The organism is Flintibacter sp. SJQ-8, assembly GCF_054108085.1.
In genome coordinates this window covers 123,028-143,003 of sequence record NZ_JBPJWR010000004.1, presented here as the reverse complement: position 1 = coordinate 143,003, position 19,976 = coordinate 123,028, and the positions used below count along the sequence as shown (strand labels likewise).

The 19,976-nt window shown below is 60.1% G+C and carries 17 protein-coding genes; 9 read left to right on the top strand and 8 right to left on the bottom strand.

Annotated features, from left to right (window positions below; translation table 11 throughout):
* Positions 1-50 precede the first annotated feature (50 nt).
* Positions 51-419, top strand: coding sequence for a type II toxin-antitoxin system PemK/MazF family toxin (locus ACSAMP_RS01685; RefSeq protein WP_457799290.1), 369 nt, complete (start codon positions 51-53; stop codon positions 417-419).
* A 189-nt stretch (positions 420-608) separates the two neighbouring features.
* Entirely contained in the window at positions 609-1,751 is a 1,143-nt protein-coding gene (locus ACSAMP_RS01680) for a PucR family transcriptional regulator (protein WP_457799289.1), read from the top strand.
* Between the two features lie 114 nt (positions 1,752-1,865).
* On the opposite strand, the gene ACSAMP_RS01675 is transcribed toward ACSAMP_RS01680, so the two are convergent.
* Entirely contained in the window at positions 1,866-2,897 is a 1,032-nt protein-coding gene (locus tag ACSAMP_RS01675; protein ID WP_457799288.1) for a 2,5-dihydroxypyridine 5,6-dioxygenase NicX family protein, read from the bottom strand.
* A 212-nt stretch (positions 2,898-3,109) separates the two neighbouring features.
* Here ACSAMP_RS01675 and ACSAMP_RS01670 point away from each other — a divergent pair, with 212 nt between their 5' ends.
* The 4 genes from ACSAMP_RS01670 (at position 3,110) to ACSAMP_RS01655 (ending at position 6,990) form a co-directional block, all read left to right on the top strand.
* Positions 3,110-4,504 carry a Sapep family Mn(2+)-dependent dipeptidase gene (locus tag ACSAMP_RS01670; protein WP_457799287.1) on the top strand — a complete coding sequence of 465 codons (1,395 nt, stop codon included), beginning with the start codon at positions 3,110-3,112 and terminating at the stop codon, positions 4,502-4,504.
* An 18-nt stretch (positions 4,505-4,522) separates the two neighbouring features.
* Positions 4,523-5,386: a YitT family protein gene (locus ACSAMP_RS01665; RefSeq protein WP_457799286.1), complete on the top strand. Its 864-nt coding sequence runs from the start codon at positions 4,523-4,525 to the stop codon at positions 5,384-5,386.
* Between the two features lie 47 nt (positions 5,387-5,433).
* Positions 5,434-6,693 (top strand): cytosine permease, encoded by a 1,260-nt coding sequence (locus tag ACSAMP_RS01660; protein WP_457799285.1) that lies wholly within the window; start codon positions 5,434-5,436, stop codon positions 6,691-6,693.
* 111 nt (positions 6,694-6,804) lie between these two features.
* Positions 6,805-6,990, top strand: coding sequence for a hypothetical protein (locus tag ACSAMP_RS01655; protein WP_457799284.1), 186 nt, complete (start codon positions 6,805-6,807; stop codon positions 6,988-6,990).
* A gap of 106 nt (positions 6,991-7,096) precedes the next feature.
* On the opposite strand, the gene ACSAMP_RS01650 is transcribed toward ACSAMP_RS01655, so the two are convergent.
* The 7 genes from ACSAMP_RS01650 to ACSAMP_RS01620 form a co-directional block, all read right to left on the bottom strand.
* A complete protein-coding gene (locus tag ACSAMP_RS01650) occupies positions 7,097-9,199 on the bottom strand; it encodes a sodium-translocating pyrophosphatase (protein ID WP_457799283.1) in 2,103 nt (700 codons plus the stop codon).
* 218 nt (positions 9,200-9,417) lie between these two features.
* Positions 9,418-10,854 carry a TrkH family potassium uptake protein gene (locus ACSAMP_RS01645; protein WP_457799282.1) on the bottom strand — a complete coding sequence of 479 codons (1,437 nt, stop codon included), beginning with the start codon at positions 10,852-10,854 and terminating at the stop codon, positions 9,418-9,420.
* Positions 10,851-12,236 (bottom strand): Trk system potassium transporter TrkA, encoded by a 1,386-nt coding sequence (trkA, locus tag ACSAMP_RS01640; protein WP_457799281.1) that lies wholly within the window; start codon positions 12,234-12,236, stop codon positions 10,851-10,853. Before trkA ends, ACSAMP_RS01645 begins: the two co-directional genes overlap by 4 nt.
* A 195-nt stretch (positions 12,237-12,431) precedes the next feature.
* Positions 12,432-13,727, bottom strand: coding sequence for an ATP-binding protein (locus ACSAMP_RS01635; protein WP_457799280.1), 1,296 nt, complete (start codon positions 13,725-13,727; stop codon positions 12,432-12,434).
* Between the two features lie 211 nt (positions 13,728-13,938).
* Entirely contained in the window at positions 13,939-14,631 is a 693-nt protein-coding gene (locus tag ACSAMP_RS01630; RefSeq protein ID WP_441796225.1) for an MgtC/SapB family protein, read from the bottom strand.
* Position 14,632: 1 nt separating this feature from the next.
* Positions 14,633-15,550: a sugar phosphate isomerase/epimerase family protein gene (locus tag ACSAMP_RS01625; RefSeq protein ID WP_457799279.1), complete on the bottom strand. Its 918-nt coding sequence runs from the start codon at positions 15,548-15,550 to the stop codon at positions 14,633-14,635.
* A complete protein-coding gene (locus ACSAMP_RS01620) occupies positions 15,543-16,577 on the bottom strand; it encodes a zinc-dependent alcohol dehydrogenase family protein (RefSeq protein ID WP_441796223.1) in 1,035 nt (344 codons plus the stop codon). The genes ACSAMP_RS01625 and ACSAMP_RS01620 overlap by 8 nt, the downstream gene beginning before the upstream one ends.
* A gap of 368 nt (positions 16,578-16,945) precedes the next feature.
* On the opposite strand from ACSAMP_RS01620, the gene ACSAMP_RS01615 reads away from it, so the two are divergent.
* From ACSAMP_RS01615 to ACSAMP_RS01605, 3 genes are read left to right on the top strand one after another with little or no spacing between them, the layout of a single operon-like run.
* Entirely contained in the window at positions 16,946-18,082 is a 1,137-nt protein-coding gene (locus ACSAMP_RS01615; RefSeq protein WP_441796222.1) for an ROK family transcriptional regulator, read from the top strand.
* A 26-nt stretch (positions 18,083-18,108) separates the two neighbouring features.
* Positions 18,109-18,900, top strand: coding sequence for a histidinol-phosphatase (locus ACSAMP_RS01610; RefSeq protein ID WP_457799278.1), 792 nt, complete (start codon positions 18,109-18,111; stop codon positions 18,898-18,900).
* Between the two features lie 21 nt (positions 18,901-18,921).
* The gene (locus tag ACSAMP_RS01605) at positions 18,922-19,887 is read left to right on the top strand and encodes a carbohydrate kinase family protein (protein ID WP_457799277.1); all 966 of its coding nucleotides are present in this window, start codon (positions 18,922-18,924) and stop codon (positions 19,885-19,887) included.
* The last annotated feature ends 89 nt before the right edge of the window (positions 19,888-19,976 follow it).

Sequence of the window (19,976 nt, the reverse complement as noted above, 5' to 3'; positions counted from 1 at the left end):
CCCCGCCCCCTGCTGGGGGCGGGAACAGAAAAAATTTAGGAGGAGTACATATGAAGACCAATAAGACCACCGAGAAGAAGCTGAAGAAGGTCCTGCGGGGCGAGATCTACTACGCCGACCTGCCCGCGGAGAGCTGCGGCGCGGAGCTGCGGGGGATGCACCCCGTCCTCATCGTGCAGAACGACGTGGGCAACCGCTTCTCCACCACCACCATCGTCCTGCCCATCACCACTGACCGCCGCACGAAAAAGCCCATGCCTACCCACGTTTATATAGGCTGCTTGGAGCACGAGTCCATCGTCCTGGCCGAACAAATGCGCGTCATCGACAAAGCCCGCCTGCGCAGCTGGCTGGCCAGCATCGATGACAAGACCCAGGAGCAGGTAGACCGCGCCATCAAGATCAGCCTGGCGGTATAATATAATAAGAGGAAAGACCGGACGGCTCCGTCCCAAAAACGAGCCGCCCGGTTTTTCCATCCTTTTCCCTGGAATCAGTGATCGTGTTTGTCCACGGAGCCGACCCGGGGGCCTTTTCCCTTGTGTCGAAAAAAGAACTGTGGTATCGTAGAAAACAAAGGAGACAGAAAGCGGAGAAGGGGTGTGTACATGGGAATCAGCGTTTATGAGCTGCTGACAGATGAGCTGTTTTCCGGGACCGAGGTCCTGGCCGGACGGGAGGGGCTGTCCCGGATCGTCCAGAGCGTGTCGGTGTTCGATTGTCCCTATCACGAGGATATTTTGAACAGCGGCATCATTTCAAGCGGAGATATCTTTCTCTCCTGCCTGGAGCAGTTTCAGCCGGGCAGCGAGAGCCTGGTGGATTTTCTGAACTTTTTGGACAGCCACGGCTGCGCGGGGCTGATCGTAGTGCCCACGGGGAAGCTGTCTGTCATAGACGAGCGGATCAAGGGGCTGTGCGAGGAGAAGGAGTTCCCGGTGCTTTTGCTGGGGCGCAGCGTGCCGTACTCGGCCATCATGAAGCGGATCAACCGCTATCTCTCCATGGGGACCTCCAACACCACGAACAGCCTGAAGCTGGAGCAGTTGAAGCTGGGGCATCTGACCCAGGCGGAGCAGCAGGCCATGCTGCGGGAGCTGATCCCGGGCATAGCCGACCATGTGAGAACAATGTATGTGCAGGGGAGCTTTTATTCCAAAATCGCAGCCCTAGATATGCAGCGGAACTACCTCTCCCTGAAGGAGGACCTGTTGGTGGTGGGCAAGCAGATCGTGTTTCTGCTCAGTGCCGCCCGGGAAAAGGACCTGAAAAACAAGTCGGACGCGGTCTGTGCCGACCTGAAAAATTATTTTTCGGCCTTCCACGTGGGCTTTAGCCGGATCTACCCGGTGGACGAGGCGGTGCGCACCCTGGCCGAGGGGGAGAAGGCTTTGCAAACGGCGGTGGCCATGCACATTTCTCAGCAGACCTATGAGCCGATGCGCTCCCTGCATCTGCTGCTGGCCCTGCACCACAGCCAGGAGGCAAAGGATTTTTACCACGCCTATGTGGAGGCCATCGCCAGCCATGTGTCCAGGGAGGGCCTGCCCGAGATGCTGCGGACGGTGGAGGCCTTTGTGGCCAACGCGGGAGACTATGGCCAGACGGCCCGGCAGATCGGTCAGCATGTGAACACCGTGCGCTATCGCCTGAACCGGGTGAAGGGCGCGCTGGGGATGGAGGAAGACCAGGTGCGCTTTTACGAGACCATCGCCCTGGCCGCCAAGCTGCGCACGCTGTTGCAGGAGTAAGGAAGAAGTGGTCCGCCCGTCAGCCGGGGTGCTGGCGGGCGTTTTTCTGTTCCGGGCATAAAAAGTCCCCAGCCCGGAAAGGGCTGGGGGAAGAAGGGGAAGAGGGGAAATACGTTATTTGACGGGGGAGAGAGCAATCAGCTCGGGATCGCAGACCTTGCCGCAGTCCAGGATCTGGCGGCCATCGATCCAGACGCTGGAGTTCAGGCAGATGCCGTCGGTGTGGGACTTGGCGGGAATGCCCACGGGGGGAGCCTCGGTGGGGCTGACATAGCCGATACCCCACTCCGTGCAGCCCCACACCCGCTCGTCCTCGCAGATGTTGCCGCTGAGAACGGCGCCGGGGTTGAAGCCATAGGCGATGTGAGCCATGTGGAACATGTATTCGTCATCAAAGGAGGCCAGCCACTGCTCATATTCTGTGGCAGCGCGGCCACCTTCGATGCGCTGGATCCGGCCCTGGTCCACATAGAGGGTGACAGGGGCGTCGGGTACCTTGCCGAAGGGCGGGGTGATGGTCCCGTCAAAGACGATCTTGCCCTTGATGGTATCGAACTGGGGAATGACGTTCAGCTGACCGGTGAGGAAGTGCATTCCGGGCTGAGAGGCGTCACCGCAGTCGTTGGACATCACGTGCTCCGGGTCGATGAGGAAGGAGACGTCGGTCCCGGCGGGGGTGGTCACATGGACCTCGCGGGCGTTTTCGTGGATATTGGCCACGGCAGTCATAAACTTTTGCAGCTGGGGCGTCTCTACCTTGCCCACAACGCGGGTGAGCAGGGCGCAGTCAAAGTCCACCAGGCACATATAACGCATTTTCTTATTGCCATCCAGGGCACGCTCGAAGGGAGTGGAGTAAAGCAGCCACTGGTGGTTGAACTCGATCCACACATCGCAGTGGAGCAGCGCACCGGTGAGACAGTCCACGGGGATGCCGGGGTCGGCGGCTTTGCCGACGCCGTCGGGGGCGACGATGGTGATGACCATGGGCTTGGCTCCGGCGGCATAGACGCTGGAGGCCACAGCGTGGACCAGCTCCATATCAGAGCCGGTGTCGGCGGTAATCACGACGACTTCGTCCTTCTTCACGGCGAACACTTCGCGGATAAGCTTGTCTGAGGCGCGCTGTAATTCAAAATGCAGCATATTGGTCAGTCCTTTCCTTTGTTTTAAACACAGAGGCGGAGCATACGAATCGATCACGCTCTGTGCCTTTCGCAGATGACAGCCTGATTCTACAAAAGAAACGAAAGAAAGTCGCTGGAATAATTTTAAAATTTAAATTTTCATTTTGAAAAAAATACAAAGACGAAAGGGAGCGAAACCGGTACAATATGGGCAAAGGAGGGCGTTCCCACATGAAACCAGATGAATACATCACGCAAAACCTCCCCGAAATGGTAAAGGACCTGAAAAAACTGGTCGCAGTCCCATCTGTGCTGGACGAGAGCAGCGCACGGCCCGGAGCACCGTTTGGAGAGAACAATAGAAAGGTATTAGACACATTCCTGGCCATAGCCGGGGAGATGGGCATGGACACAGTGGACTACGACGGCTATGCCGGAGAGGTTACGTTGGGCCACGGGGAAAAGATGGTCGGTATTCTGGGCCATTTGGACGTGGTGGAGGCCGGAGCAGGCTGGAATACCGAGCCGTTTCAGATGACTCAGCGGGAAGAGACCGTCTTTGGCCGGGGCGTTTCCGACGACAAGGGGCCGGTCATCAGCAGCCTGTATGCCATGAAGTACATCCGGGACAACGGACTGCTGCCCCAGGACCACAGCATCCGCCTTATCGTGGGCACGGATGAGGAGGAGGGCCTGCGGTGCATCGAGTACTATGTAAAGCATGCGACCCGGCTGCCTGACTGTTCCTTTGTGCCGGACGGCTATTTCCCCATGGTCAACTGTGAAAAGGGCCTGATCGACTTTGATTTGTCCTTCCCGGTGGAGCCGATGGACGGGGCTGTGGCCAGGGTGCTCTCGCTGACTGGCGGCAGTGGGCGAAATGTGGTGGCCAGCAGTGCCAGTTGCCGCTTGCAGATCCCGCAGGAGCATAGAGATGTGGCGCTGAAACTGCTGCGGGCGCAAAGCGGGCTGACAGTGACGGATACAGAAGACGGCTGTCTGGTGGAGAGCACGGGCGTTTCCGCCCATGCCATGGAACCGGAAAAGGGGAAAAACGCCATCAGCATCCTGATCCACGGACTGTATCAGTCCGGTGTGACCTGTTCCATCCAGCGCTTTTTCAGTGCCTATGAGCGGGCCATCGGTCTGGACTATACGGGAGAGAAGCTGGGATGTGCGTTCCGGGATGATCTGTCCGGGGCGATGACCATCAATGTGGGGACCTTGGAGCTGAAAGAAGATCAGATCATGCTCAAAGCCAACGCCCGCTATCCGGCCACCTTTACCCACCAGCAGATCTTGGACAGCATGGCCGCGGCCCTGAAGCAGGCCGGGTTTACTTACGCAGAGGCCCTTGCCATGGACCCGCTGTATGTTCCCAAAGACGCCCCCCTGATCCAAAAGCTGATGCAGGCGTATCGGGAAGTGACGGGAGACATGGATCATGACGCCTTCTCCATCGGAGGAGCCACCTATGCCCGGTCCATTCCCAATGCGGTGTCCTTTGGACCGCTGTTTCCCTATGAGACGGAACTGGCCCACCAGGCCAACGAGTGTCTCAGCCTGGATAGCCTGAAGAAGATGACACAGATCTATATTCTGGCGCTGGACAAGCTGCTGCACTGAAAAAGCATGAAAGCAAGTTTGTTAGAGCGCGGGTGGACGCAATATGCCGCCCTGTTTATCGGCTGTGGGCTGTATGCGGTGGGTCTGAACTGGTTCATCGTCCCATTGGGACTGTACAGCGGCGGCATGGTGGGCGTGGTGCAGCTGCTCAGTCTGGGTTTGACAAGGCTGTTTCCCATCCTGGGACAGCGACTGAACTTATATGGTCTGCTGTATCTTTTGTCCAACGTCCCCATTCTGCTGCTGGCCTGGCGGCAGATGGGCCGGAAATTTTTCTGTAAAACGGTATGCGGTATTTTGGGGCTGAGCCTGTTTCTGGCTGCGGTCCCCGTGCCGCAGGCCCCGGTTTTGGACGACAAGTTGGCTTCGGTCCTGGTGGGCGGCTTGGTCAGCGGCGGCGGGATCGGCCTGGCACTGACGGCCAGGGGCTCCTTTGGCGGCCTGGAGGTGGTCGGCGTCTGGCTGAGCAAGGCCGTCCCGGGGTTCAGCGTTGGAAAACTGACGGTTCTGGTAAATGCGGTGCTGTTTGCCGTGTTCCTGCTGCTGTTTGATGTGCCGACCGTGCTGTATTCCATGCTCTATATGGCGGTCTATGCCAAGATCATGGACCAGACCCATTTTCAGAACATCAATGTCCGGCTGATGATCTTTACAAAGAAAAATGGGATCGATCAGGACATCATGCGTAAGACGGCCCGAGGTGTCACCGAGTGGCGGGGCGTGGGGGCCTATACGGGAGAGGCTTCCAACATTCTGGTCACGGTAATCAACAAATATGAGATCGACAGCTTTATGCACATTATTTATACCATAGATCCAAACGCCTTTGTGATACGGGACGACGGCGTGGCGGTCAGCGGAAATTTTGAACGAAGGGTCTGAGCGAAAAGCTCAAAAGATATACAATAAAAAGTGGAGGTAGCAGAGTTATGAGTGAGAAAAAATCGAGCGTAGAAAGTCTGGCGCTCAGTCCGGTGCCGCAGGAGGCACGGAAAAAATGGCTGGATGTGGCCTTTATCCAGGCGGGCGTGGTCATCTGCGTGCCCAGCCTGATGCTGGGGCAGATGCTGGTCAGCGGAATGTCCACCCGGGATGCCATTTTGTCCGGCGTGATCGGCTTTATTCTGGTGTGCGTGGTGTTTTCCCTGATGGGTATGATCGGCAGCGACCTGGGACTGCCCACCTGCATGACCGCCGTTCCCAGCTTTGGTGAACACGGGGCCAAGTTCTTTGTCAGCATGTTCGAGATGATAACCTCGGTGGGCTGGTTTGCTGTGCAGACTGCGGTGTGTGGCAGTGCCTTTTCCAATCTGTGTGCCCAGGCCTTTCACGTTCAGGTGCCAGTTGCGGTCTCTATGGCCGTGTGGGGAATGATCATGCTGGTCACGGCGGTATACGGCATCCAAGCCATGGATATCCTGAATAAGATCGCCGTTCCCGCGCTGTTTATCCTGGTGGTGGGCGGCTGTATCATGGCGCTGAACCAGTTTGGAACCGCCAATCTGAACACCCCCCCAGAGAGCTATAGCATGTCCATGACGGAGGGCATTGTGATGACCATGAGCTTTATGGCCTCTGGCTGTCTGGTGTCCGCCGACGTGACCCGGTATCAGAAGTGCAGAAAAGAGACCATCCTGTCCACGGTGTTCGGCGTGTTTCCCGCCGGTGCGCTGCTGGTCATCGCCGGTGCGGTGATGACCAAGGTGGCCAACCAGTATGACATCACCATGGTGTTCAGCGACATCGGCCTGCCTGTGATCGGGATGCTGGTGCTGATCGCGGCGACCTGGACCACCAACACCAACAACGCCTATGCGGGCGGGCTGAGCGCGGTGATGGTCTTCCACCTGAAGGACGACAAGCGGGCCGTCGCCACCCTGGCCACCGGCGTTTTGGGGACGATACTGGCCATGATGGGCTTCTCCAATTACTTCTCTGACTACCTCACCTTTATGGGCGACTTTATGATCCCCATGCTGGGCATTATCATTGCAGACTATTGGATCGTGAAGCGGGGCGACCCGAAGAAGTATCAGCACAAAAAGGGCTTCAACGTCATCGGCGTTGTGTCCTGGCTGGCGGGATATGCCATCATCAAGCTGATCCCCGTGGGCTTCCCCTTCCTCCAGGGCGTGATCGGCAGCATGGTCATCTATGTGATCGGTGCCTCCATGAAGAAGGACAAATAAGAGACGAAACGGCGGCAGCGCCCCGGGACGATTCAGGTCCCGAGGCGCTGTTCATGCTGTGGGGAGTAGCCGGGCCGCGGCGGCGCATATTAAGGGGTGGAGGTGAACGAAATGCCAGAGAAAAAACCCCGTTCCCACAAATCCAGCCCCGGTCTATTAAACGACCTGCGGCTGAGCCCCCAGGGGCGGCTGTGCGCTCGGTTTGACGGGATGAGCATGGCCGACTACCCCACGGGGGTGCGCAGCGGCATGGGCTTTCCCGTGGTGGACAACTGCGTGGAGGAGCATATCCAGTAAAACGATCAGAAACAACGGCAGAGAAGACAAAAGAACGCCCGCCCCGTCTGGTTTTCAGACGGGGCGGGCGCGTTAGCAATGACAGAGCGTTTCGTTTGCAGCAGAATTACAGCAGGTGGAAGTTCACGATCAGGCCGGAGAACACGATGGAAACGGTGGAGACCAACTTGATCAGGATGTTCAGAGAGGGGCCGGAGGTGTCCTTGAAGGGGTCGCCCACGGTGTCGCCGATAACGGCGGCCTTGTGGTTGTCGCTGCCCTTGCCGCCGTGGTGGCCGGCCTCGATGTACTTCTTGGCGTTGTCCCAAGCGCCGCCGGCGTTGGACATGAACACGGCCATGGCGAAGCCGGTGACGGACACGCCGCCCAGCAGGCCCACAACGCCCTCAACGGACAGGATCAGACCGGTGGCGATGGGGACCACGATGGCCAGCAGAGAGGGGCTGACCATCTCCTTCAGGGCGCCCTTGGTGCACAGACCCACGCAGCTGGCGTAGTCGGGATCGGTCTTGCCCTCCATGATGCCGGTGATCTCCCGGAACTGGCGGCGGACCTCGACCACGATGGACTGGGCGGCGCGCTGCACGGCGCTCATGGTGAAGGCGGCGAAGACGAAGGTGAGCATAGCGCCCACGAACAGACCCACCAGAACGGCGGGGTTGGTCAGGGACAGGTCAGGGGCGTGGTCCATCTTAGACTTGACGATGTCCACATAGCTGACCAGCAGAGCCAGAGCGGTCAGAGCGGCGGAGCCGATGGCGAAGCCCTTGCCGGTGGCAGCGGTGGTGTTGCCCAGGGAGTCCAGGGCGTCGGTGCGCTCACGGACCTCCTCGCCCAGGCCGGACATCTCGGCGATGCCGCCGGCGTTGTCGGCCACGGGGCCATAGGCGTCGGTGGCCAGGGTGATGCCCAGGGTGGACAGCATACCGACAGCGGCGATGCCGATGCCGTACAGGCCCTTAGAGAACAGGTCAGCATAATTCTCGGAAGCGGTGGCCAGAGAGCCGCCGGCAGCCAGGAAGGAGATAATAACGGCAGCGCCCACGATCAGGATGGGGGCGATGGTGGACATCATGCCCAGGGACAGACCGCCGATGATGGTGGTGGCGGCGCCGGTCTCGGTGGCGTCAGCCAGGACCTGGGTGGGCTTGTAGGTGTCAGAGGTGTAATACTCGGTGAAGTAGCCGATGGCGCAGCCGCCGATCAGGCCGCACAGGATGGCGACGTACACGCCCCAGTTGCCCACGGTGAAGTAGGTCAGAGGAGCGGCCAGGATGGCGGCCAGGATGGCGGCGCCGTAAGTACCCTTACGCAGGGTGCCCAGCAGCTCGCGCTGAGAAGCGCCCTCTTTGGTGCGGATGAGGAAGGAGCAGGCGATGGAGCACAGGATGCCCACAACGGCCAGGGAGATGGGCAGCAGCATGGCGGACCAGCTGTTGTCGGGATAGGCGGCCACGCCCAGGGCGAAGGTGGCCAGGATGGAGCCCACATAGGACTCGTACAGGTCAGCGCCCATGCCGGCCACGTCACCCACGTTGTCGCCCACGTTGTCGGCGATGGTGGCGGGGTTGCGGGGGTCGTCCTCGGGGATGCCGGCCTCGACCTTACCCACCAGGTCAGCGCCCACGTCGGCGGCCTTGGTGAAGATGCCGCCGCCCACACGGGCAAACAGAGCCATGAAGGAGGCGCCCATGCCGAACATGACCATGGTCTGGGCGATCTTGGCGGCGTCGAAGTGAGCCACATACTTCAGGATGTGGAACCAGACGGAGATGTCCAGCAGGCCCAGGCCCACCACGGTGAAGCCCATGACGGAGCCGGAGGAGAAGGCCACGTTCAGGCCCTTGTTCAGGCTCTCGCTGGCGGCCTGAGCGGTACGGGAGTTGGCGGCGGTGGCGATGCGCATGCCCACGAAGCCGGCCAGGGCGGAGTAGATGCCGCCGGTCAGGAAGGCGAAGGGAATGAACCAGTTGTCCAGCATCCCGAAATAGGCCAGAGCCAGCAGGATGACGAACACCACCACAAACACCTTGGCGACGGTGGTGTACTGGTGACGCAGATAGGCGTTAGCGCCCTGACGGATGGCGGAGGCGATCTTCTTCATGGTGTCGTTGCCTTCGGAGAAGGCCAGGACTTTCTGCCGCTGCAGGATGGCAAACAGCAAGGCTGCCACCGCACCGACAAGTCCGATCCAGAAATAATTGTCCAAAACTTGCACTCTCCTCTTTTACTTACTTCTTTCGATTCTTGCCTGCGCTAGGGAAGGGTTAAAAAAAGCCGCTAGGACCCTAGCGCTATGTTATGTTGTTATTTTACCATATAGCACGCAAATTGCAAGTGAACATTTTAAACTACTTGCACACTAATACTTTTTAAATTTTTGTAAGTGTTCTCTTAAATGGAACGGGGACCGGATAAGCGGAAACTTCACCCCTTCCGCCAGGTGCTACGGCTGAACAAGACCAGCACGGGCAATATCTCCAGCCGCCCCACGATCATGCACAGGGCCATGACCAGCTTGGACAGGGGGGAGAAGATGGAGAAGTTCCCCGCCGGGCCGATGAGCTCCAGCCCGGGTCCCACGTTGCTCACACAGGTGAGGGCGGCGGAAAAAGAGACGGAGAAAGAGAAGTTGTCCAGGGAGATGATCAGGGCCCCGGCCAGAATGACCAGAAAATAGCTCCCTACAAAGGTGAGGGCCGAGTGGATGGTGTCCTCCTCCACCACCTTGCCATCCAGGGTGACCACCTCCACCGAGCGGGGATGGACAATGCGGTGGATCTCCCGCCGGAGAGAGCGGCCCAGGATCAGAATACGGGAGCACTTCATGCCGCCGCCGGTGGACCCGGCGCAGGCCCCGCAGAACATGATCAGGATCAGGATGAGATGGGACAGCTGGGGCCACAGGGTAAAGTCCGCCGTGGCAAAGCCGGTGGTGGAGATGATGGAGGCCACCTGGAACACGGCATAGCGCAGGGCCTGGCCGAAGGAGGGGTACAGTCCCCGGATGTTCCAGGCAATGAGCAGGGTGGCCCCGGCCACCACCGTCAGGAAAAAGCGCAGCTCGTCGCTGGCCAAGATATCCCGGAACTTGCGGGTGAGCAGCAAAAAGTACACGGCGAAGTTCACCGAGAACAGCAGAATGAACACGGTAATAATAAGGTCGATGGCCACGCTGCCATAGGCCCCCACGCTGGCGTTCCGGTTGGAGAAGCCGCCGGTGCCGGCAGAGGACAGGGCGTGGATGACCGCATCGTACCAGGGCATCCCGGCGATCTTCAGCAGCACCGTCTCCACCACGGTAAGGCCGAAGTAGATGCTGTAGAGGATTTTAGAGGTGGTGGACTGCTTGGGCACCAGCTTGGAAAAGACGGGGCCGGGGGTCTCTGCCTGGGTGAGATAGTGGGAGCGGATGCCCATGGAGGGCAGCACGGCGGTGGCAAGGACCAGCACGCCCATGCCCCCCAGCCAGTGGGTGAAGGAGCGCCAGAACAGCACACCCCTGGGCATAGACTCGATGTCTGTGAGGATGGAGGCCCCGGTGGTGGTGAAACCGGAGGCCGATTCAAACACGCAGTCCACAAAGGAGGGGAAGCTGCCGCTGAACCAGAAGGGCAGGGCCCCGAACAGGCAGGTGGCAAACCAGATCAGGCCCACGGCCACAAAGCCCTCCCGGGTGAAAAAGTGGGGGCTGGTCTTTAACCGGCACAGCCCCTGGCCCACCCCCAGCAGGAGCAGGGCGGTGAGGAGAAAGGGCAGGGGGCTCTCCCCATAGATCAGGGCCACGATTGCCGGGAGCAGGAAGAACACCGACTCGATGCGCAGGATATGGCCCAGGACCTTGAAAACCAGCTTTACGTTCATTGCGCGCCCCCCACGGGGACCTCGTCCCGATAGATGTCGTTTAGATCCCGGATGCCGCTGTCCTTAGAGATGACGATGACCCGGTCCCCGGCCTGCATGGCGGTGGAGCCCTCGGGAATGATGATCTCCTGATCCCGCACCAGCACGGCGATGAGGATGTTGGGCTTGAGCCGCAGGTCCTTCAGGGCCACGCCCAGGTTCCGGGTGTTGGGGCTGACGGTGAACTCCATGGCCTCCGCCCCGCCGTCGGCGATGCGGTAGAGGGCGTTCATCACGCTGCCCTGGGAGTTAGTCAGCCCACGCACCAGCCGCAGCATGTGGGAGGCGGTGATGAACTTGGGGGACAAAACGCTCTCCAGCCCCACGGAGTGGACGATGCCCGCATAGTTGAGCCGGTTGCACTTGGCGATGATCTTGGAAAGGCCCATCTGCTTGGCATAGAGGGAGATGATGATGTTGTCCTCGTCCTGGTCGGTAAGGGCCACAAAGGCATCGCAGGCGGACAGATTCTCCGACTCCAGCAGCTCCTGGTCGGTGCCGTCGCCGCAGAGGACGGTGGCCTTGGGGTGCTGGAGCTGGAGAGCCCGACACCGGTCCTCCCGGCGCTCCACCACCTTTACCTGGATGCCCGTGTTCTCCAGCAGGGACATGAGATAGTTGGAGATCTTGCCGCCCCCCACCAGGAACACCCGGCGGATCTTGGGGGCATAGCGGCCCAGCAGGCGGAAGAACTGGTCCAGGCTGTCCGGCTGGCCCACCAGATAGAGCTTGTCCCCCACCCGGGGCACAAAGGAGCCGTTGGGGATGAGCACAGTGCCCTCCCGCTCTACGGCACAGAACAGCAGGGACAGCCGCTTGACCCCGCTGGACAGGGTACGCAGGGAGGAGCCCACCAGAAAGTCCCCCTCCTGAAGGCGAAAGCCCATCAGCTCCACCCGGCCGCGGCAGAAGGACTCGATATTGGCGGCGGAGGGGAAGCGGAGCAGGCGGGAGATCTCCAGGGCGGTGGCCCGCTCGGGGTTTATCACCATGTCGATCTTCAGGTCCTTGCGCAGCTCGGCCAGGGTGCTGTTATACTCCGGGTTGCGGATGCGGGCGATGGTATATTTTGCCCCCAGATTTTTGGCTACCAGGGAGCAGACCATGTTCACCTCGTCGGAATTGGTGGTGGCCACCACCAGGTCGGCGCTGTCCGCCCCGGCCTCCCGCAGCACGTTGGCGGATACGCCGTTGCCCTGTACCGCCATAATGTCCAGCATGTCGGCAGCCCGGCGCAGGGCGGCCTCCTTTAAATCTACAATAGTTACGTCGTGAGATTCCCGCACCAGCTGCTCGGCCAGGGTAAAGCCCACCTTGCCGCTGCCCGTAATGATGATTTTCATAAGCGCGTCCTTTCTTAAGATGGCTTCCGGGAAAAAGCCCTGCCCAAAGGGAGATTTGGGCAGGGCAAAAATCGCAGCACCGCGCCGCCGGACAGGACCCGGGGCGGAACACCGGAAACCGATGGAAGAAACTGTTCCCACATTATAGTATAAACGGGGACAAAGGTCAAGCGGGAGTGCGGGGAGTCATCGATTTCAGATGCAAAATGCGGCATAGAGCGGAACGATCTTCTTGTTGTCCTCAAAGCCGAAGTTCTTTGCAGAGAGCTTGATGGCGTAGGCGGGCTGATAGGCCTTCATATAGATATTCAAGCTCTTGGCTTTGGTGTTGTCGGCAGATTTGACCTCGATGGGGATGAGCTGGCCGTCGCGCTGAATGATAAAATCGATCTCGGCGCCGCGCTCAGACTCCCAATAATAGGTGCGGTAGCCGTTGATGGTGAGCTGCACATTGACATAGTTCTCCGCCATGCCGCCCTTAAAGTCGTTGATCTCCTCCACCATATAGAGAACGTCATTGGCGGCCAGATCTTTCTTGGCGCACAGCAGCCCCAGGTCGGACACATAAATTTTGAACGAATCGATGTCGCGGTAGTTTTCCAGGGGCTTTTTGATTTGCTCCACTTTATAGACCTGTGACACGATACCAGACAGGCAGAGCCATTCGATGGCATTTTCAAATTCAGCGGCCCGTCCGCCCTTTTTGATGAGCTTATATTGGAAACGGGTATTCTTCCTGGAGAGCTGAACGGTGATGTTGTCATAGGCAAGTCTGGTTTTCTTGATCTCGTTCAGGCTGTTATACTTGCTCATGTCGTTGAGATAGCTGGCAAGGATCGTGTCCTGCGTATGGCGGACAAGGATATGGTCCTTCGTCTCCACAAACTGCATCACGCACTCCGGCATACCGCCCACCACAAGATACTGCCGGTAAAGCTGCATTGCGGCGTCGTGCAGGGCAGAGGGCAGCGGTGCATTGGTGCGAAAGCACTCTTTGATCTGCGCGACCAGCTCGTTCTCGCCCAGGGCCAGCATGAATTCCTCCATATCCATGGGATACAGCGTTTTCATATCCACCTTTCCCACAGGAAAAGAGAACTTCGCCCGGTTGACCGCAACGCCCAGCAGGCTGCCCGCGACGATGATGTGATAGTCAGGGGCGTCCTCACAGAAGTATTTGAGGGAGGTCAGCGCCCGTTCGCAGAGCTGCACCTCGTCGAATACGATCAGTGTCTTTTCCTTTACGATGGTCTGGCCTGCGATGTGGGACAAGATCGGGATCAGATAGTCGGGGCTGATGTTTTCCGCAAAGGTCTCGTTCAGCTTTGGATTGGTCTCGAAGTTGAAGTAGGCCACGTTTTCATAGTGGGTGCGCCCAAACTCCAGAATGGAATAGGTCTTTCCGACCTGCCTTGCGCCCTGTAGGATCAGGGGCTTGCGATGTTCACTATCTTTCCACGCTTCCAAAAAACCAACGATTTTTCGATACATACTCAGACCTCCTTGAAGGTGCTGAGTATAGTATAACAAGTATTCGTGTAAAAATCAACGAATTTAAGATGAAATTTCACACTAAATAACACGAATATTTTCTTAAATCCAACATTAAACGACGGGAATACGGGAGTCTCTGTATAAAAACGACACAAAAAGAATACCAACTGTACGAAAGGAAGGAAAACGTACAGCTGGTATTCTAAAATCAAACAGAAAACGCGGTGATTTGGGGGTAGGAGTCCATCATGGCCTGGAACTCCGCGGCCTGGATGGGGCGGCGGATGCGGATGCACAGGTGATAGCTCATGTCTCCGCTGTCCAGCCGCTTGGTGGAGCAGCCATAGATAAGAGCCCCCCGCTCCTGAAGCATACTGAACAGCTGCTCCTTCACCTGGGGGCAGTCGTGAAATTGCAGGGTGATGTCCTGGTTGGTATAGGCGTCCGCCCCGATGTGGAGCTTGTGCATCAAAAACTGGATGGCCACGATGAAGACGGTGGTCAGCCAGCCGATGAGATACAGCCCCGCCCCAAAGGCCAGGCCAACGGCGGAGGTGGCCCAGATGCCGGCGGCGGTGGTCAGGCCCTTGACAGAGGTGCCGGTGCGGAAGATGACCCCGGCCCCCAGAAAGCCCACCCCCGTGACCACCTGAGAGGCGATGCGGGAGGCATCCACCCCGTCGGAGCCATAGAGATAGACCCCGTTCTGGATGATGTCGGCAAAGCCATATTTGGACACCACCATCATCAGGGCCGCCCCGCAGGCCACCACGCAGTGGGTGCGCACCCCGGCCTCCTTCAGGCGGCGGGTGCGCTCATAGCCGATCATGCAGCCGCACAGGCTGGCCATGAGGATGCGCACAAAACACTCCAGCTCCAATGCTATGGAAAGGCCGGTCATGTCACTGCCCCTCCTTCCCCCGGCGGGCGGCCTGCACCTTTTGGATGAGATGGCGGCCCACCGTCACCTGAAATGCCAGGGCCTGGTCGGCCAGGGCGTCGTCAAAGGGGGTGAGATAGTTGGTCACCTCAAAGGTGAAGTCCCCCGCATAGCCGATCTCCCCCAGGGCGCGGGTGATGGCGTTCCAGTCCAGCTTGCCCAGATAGGGCAGGGTGTGGTCGTCGGCCCTGTGGCCGTTGTCGTGGATGTGGACGGCCTTCACCCTGCCGCCCCCCAGGGTGCGCAGCAGCTCCGCCGGGTCCTCCCCGGCCAGCCCCGCGTGGCCCACGTCCACACAGGCGCAGGCCCAGGGGTCCCGGAGGGAGTCCAGGAAGTCCCGGAACTCCGCCGGGGTGGAGAATACGTCGCTGTCCCCGCAGCCCCGGAGGGGGTCGGTCTGCCACATGTTCTCCAGTGCGATCTGCACGCCGCACTCCTTGCCTAGAGCCAGAATGCGGTGGTAATACTCCTGGTTCCAGTCCCACAGCATGGCCTGGTTGCCCCGATAGCGGATGTGGTGGATGGGGTGGACCACGATGCGGGGGATGCCCAGCAGGGCGGCGCAGCGGAAGGACTGGTGAATTTTCGGCAGGATGTTGGTCTCAAAGGCGGGGGTGAGCCACTCATGATCCCAGTCGAACAGGAAGGGGGCGTGGGCCTGGTTGAAGAACACGCCCTGGTCCCGGGCCAGGGTCAGCAGCTCCTTGCCGTACTCCTCCCACCGGGGGGTGTTCCACACGCAGTCGTCAGAGACCATTTCATTAAAGGTATAGTCCACCGCGTCAAACCCGGCCTTGGCCATGCGGCGGATGGCCTCCCGGTCCCCAAAGCGGGACCGGAGGGCGGACATGGGGCCGGAGAGAACCATCGACTTAGACATGGCCGTTGGGCTCTACCAGCACCTTGATAGACTCGCTGCCCATCTGGGTCAGGATGGCCTGCTCCAGCTGGTCCATGGGGAAGAAGTGGGTCAGCAGAGGCTCCAGCTGGATGCGGCCGTGGTTGATGAGGGAGACGGCCCGGTCGTGGGTGTCCGGGTTGATGAGGGAGCCCACGATATTCAGCTCCTTATTATAGATGTCAAAGGGGCTGAACTGGTCCAGCTCGTCCACGGGGTGAACGGCGAAGAGGAGGATGGTGGTGCCCCGCTTGCAGATCTGAAAGGCCTGCTTCATGGCGATGGCGTTGCCCACGCACTCGATGACCACGTCCACCCCGGGCAGACCGGTGATCTCCCGCACCCGGGCGGCCAGGTCCTCGTTCACCGGGTCGATGGCCGCGTCCGCGCCCACTTGCAGGCCAATCTCCCGGCGCATGGCCACCGGCTCGCTGAGCAGCACCTGGCTGGCCCCGGCCATGCGGGCCAGCTGGACCATCATCAGGCCCACCGCGCCGCCGCCCAGGACGCACACCGTGTCCCCGTGGCGGATGTTGGCCCGGTCAATGCCGTGGACGGCGCAGGCCAAAGGCTCGGTCATGGCCCCATACTTCAGGGGGACGGAGGGGAACAGGCGATAGCACTGCTCCTGCTTGACCACGCAGGTCTCGGCAAAGCCGCCGTTCAGGTTCACGCCATAGGCTTGAAGCCCGGTACACAGCTGCTTTTTGCCGATGCGGCAGTAGTGGCACTTACCGCAGTACATGTTGGGGTCCACGGTGACGTGGTCCCCCAGGGCCAGGGTGTCCACCCCGGGGCCCAGGGCCTCCACCACGCCGGAGAACTCGTGTCCCAGCACCACGGGGGGCTTTACGTCGGCAGAGCCCTTTCCACCGTGGTAGATGTGTACGTCGGTGCCGCACACGCCGCAGGCGGCCACCCGCACCCGGACGCAGCCTGGACCGGGCTGTTGATCCGGCAGGGGCCGGACCTCAAAGGACTGGTTTCCTAAAAAATAACTTCCATTCATGGGATCGTCTCCTTTCAAAACGACGCGACGCCGCAGACGGGAAAACCGGCTGAGGGAAGAACAAAGGGGCCTGATACTTATAAAAAGAAACTTTACTTAAGTTTGTAACTAGGATAGCACATTTCAGGATAGTTGACAACCATGCAAACAGCATAAGATTTTTTGAAGTTAGTTGTGCAATATTCATGAAGGACCGGCGGACGGAGGGGGCGGCGGGAGGCACAAAATAGAATATAGACAGTAACTGTTTATGCCGGAGCGAGAAAATCGGGAACGGACGGGCCGTGATGAAATTTTTATTTACAAATTTTGCTCGGCTATGCTATAGTTATAAGGAAACTACATTTGCAAAAGTTGGAGGACACCCTATGAACGGGAACGAGAGTCTGACCACCACTGAGATCAAAAAGCAAAACTGCAAAAAGGTCTTTGACTATTTATATCAGAACCAGCGCACCTCTAAGCAGACCATCGCCCAGGCCCTGGGGCTGAGCATGCCCACCGTGTCCCAGAACCTGAAGCTGCTGGAGGGGGCGGGGGTGGTCCGCCGGGACGGGTTTTACGAGTCCACCGGCGGCAGAAAGGCCCACGTGCTGCGCTTTGTGCAGGACGCCCGGGTGGCCGTGGGCGTGGCCATTCTGGAGGGGAGCGTGCAGCTGTGCGCCGTGGACCTGCTGGGAGAGGTGCTGCGGGAGGAGACCCACCCCCTGCCCTATGAGAACAGCGACGGCTATTACCAGCAGGTGGGCCGCCTGGTGCGGGGGCTGATGGCCCATCTGCCCTATGGCAAGGAGCGGGTGCTGGGGGTGGGCATCGCCATCCAGGGCCTGGTGTCCGCCGACGGCGAGCGGGTGGTGTATGGCGCCATCCTGAACAACAACGGGGTCACCCGGGAGATGTTCCAGCGGTATATCCCCTATCCCTGCCGCCTGCTCCACGACACCGAGGTGGGCGCCGCGGCGGAGTTCTGGCACAATCAGGAGATTCGGGACGCCATCTATCTGGTGCTGAACCGGAACATGGGCGGCGCCCTGGTGGTGGACGGCAAGGTCCAGCAGGGCAGTGGCATCATCGAGCACATGACCCTCTTTCCCGGGGGAGAGCCCTGCTACTGCGGCAAAAAGGGCTGCGTGGAGGCCTATTGCTCGGCCAACAGCCTGCGCCGGGCCACGGGCTTTCCCGTGGAGCTGTTCTTCCAGCGCCTGCGGGCGGGGGACGGGCAGTGCCGCCAGGTGTGGGACGAGTATCTCCAGAACCTGGCCCTGGCCATGGACAACATGCGGATGCTGGTGGACTGCAAATTCGTTATCGGCGGCTATTTGCAGCAGTTTTTGACCGGGGAGGACATGGAGCGGCTCACCGAGTATATCCACCGGCAGACCGCCTTCCCCGAGCTGCCCATCTGCCTGACCCAAAGCCGCTACGGCCCCAACGCCGCCGTGCTGGGGGCGGCCATCTATTATATCGACCAGCTGCTGCAAAACATCGAGCCGCTTTTGGAGTAAAGGAGTAAAGAAAGAAGGTTTTCCCTATGGCCTTTCCCATTACCAACTATCACACCCACACCGCCCGGTGCAAGCACGCCCGGGGGACGGACCGGGACTATGTTCAGCAGGCCGTGGACAGCGGCTATCAGGTGCTGGGCTTTACCGACCACGTGGCCTGGCCCTTTTCTGACGGCTTTGTCAGCCCCGTCCGCATGGACGCCAGCCAGATGCCCGAGTACGCCGCCTCCATTTTAAAGCGGAAGGAGGAGTACGCCGGGCGGCTGTCCATCCACCTGGGGGCGGAGTGCGAGTATTTTCCCGACTATCTCCCCTGGCTGAAAGAGCAGCAGGAGGCGCTGGGGCTGGAGTATCTCATCCTGGGGGTCCACTATCCCCCCAACGAGGAGGGGTGGCCCCAGTTCGCCGCGGCCACCACGCCGGAGGAGCTGGAACAATATACCGACGTGGCCCTGGCGGGGATGGAGAGCGGGCTGTTCGCCTGCCTGTGCCACCCGGACCTGCCTTTAAAGAGCTATCCCAAGTTTGACGCCCACGCCCGGAACATGAGCGAGATCTTATGCCGCCGTGCCCGGGAACTGGACCTGCCCCTGGAATATAACCTGGCGGGGCACCGGCTGCGGGGGGAGTCCAAGGGCTGGGGCTATACCAGCGACGAGTTCTGGGCCATCGCCGCCCAATATGGCTGCAAGGCCATCATCGCCCTGGACGCCCACCAGCCGGAGGTGATCGGCCAGGTGGCGGACATCGCCGGGGCCAGAGAGAAACTGACCGCCTTAGGGCTTCAGGTGCTGGACCGGCTGCCCGGCCTGGACTGATCGGAATGAGGAGGAGTGAACATGGAACGAACCATTGACGTGACCGCCCTGGGGGAGCTGCTCATCGACTTTACCGAGAGCGGCCTGAGTCCCCAGGGGAACCCCCTGCTGGAGGCCAACCCCGGCGGGGCCCCCTGCAATCTGCTGGCCATGCTGGCCCGGCTGGGCCATAGGACCGCCTTTTTGGGCAAGGTGGGCCGCGACGCCTTCGGGGACATGCTCCGCCAACGGGTGTCCGGCGTGGGAGTGGACGTGTCCGGCCTGCGGGTGGACGAGAATATCCCCACCACTCTGGCCTTTGTCCACACCCAGCCGGGCGGGGAGCGGGACTTCTCCTTCTACCGCAAGCCCGGGGCCGACCTGATGCTGGGGGAGGACGAGGTGGACCTTGAGAAGATCGCCTCATCCCGGGTGTTCCACTTCGGCACCCTGTCCTCCACCGGGGAGCCCGTCCGCAGCGCCACCCGGGCCGCCCTGGCCTATGCCAAGGCCCACGGCTGTCTCATCTCCTTCGACCCCAACCTGCGCCCGCCCCTGTGGGACAGCCTGGACCGGGCACGGGAGGAGATCGACTTCGGCCTGTCCCAGTGCGACGTGCTGAAGATCTCGGACAACGAGATCGAATTCATGACCGGGGAGACGGACATCGACGTGGGAGTGGGAAAACTCCTCCAGCGCCACCCCATACCCCTGGTGCTGGCCACCATGGGCCCCGGGGGCAGCAAGGCCTTCTTCCGGGGACAGACGGTGTTCGCGCCCCCCAAACTCACGGAAAAGACCATCGAGACCACCGGCGCGGGGGACACCTTCGGCGGCTGCGCCCTGCACTTTGTGCTGAAATATGGCCTGGACGGCCTGAACGAGGACCGGCTGCATGAGATGCTCACCTTTGCCAACGCCGCCGCCTCTCTGGTCACTACCCGGAAGGGGGCCCTATGCGTCATGCCCACCCCGGAGGAGGTCCGGGACTACATGGCCCGGGACTGAGAAAGAAAAGACAATAAAAAAACCGCCGGATGCAGCGTGAACTGCACCCCATTTGTTAGACAGTATGGTATACTATCTAACAAGTGGGG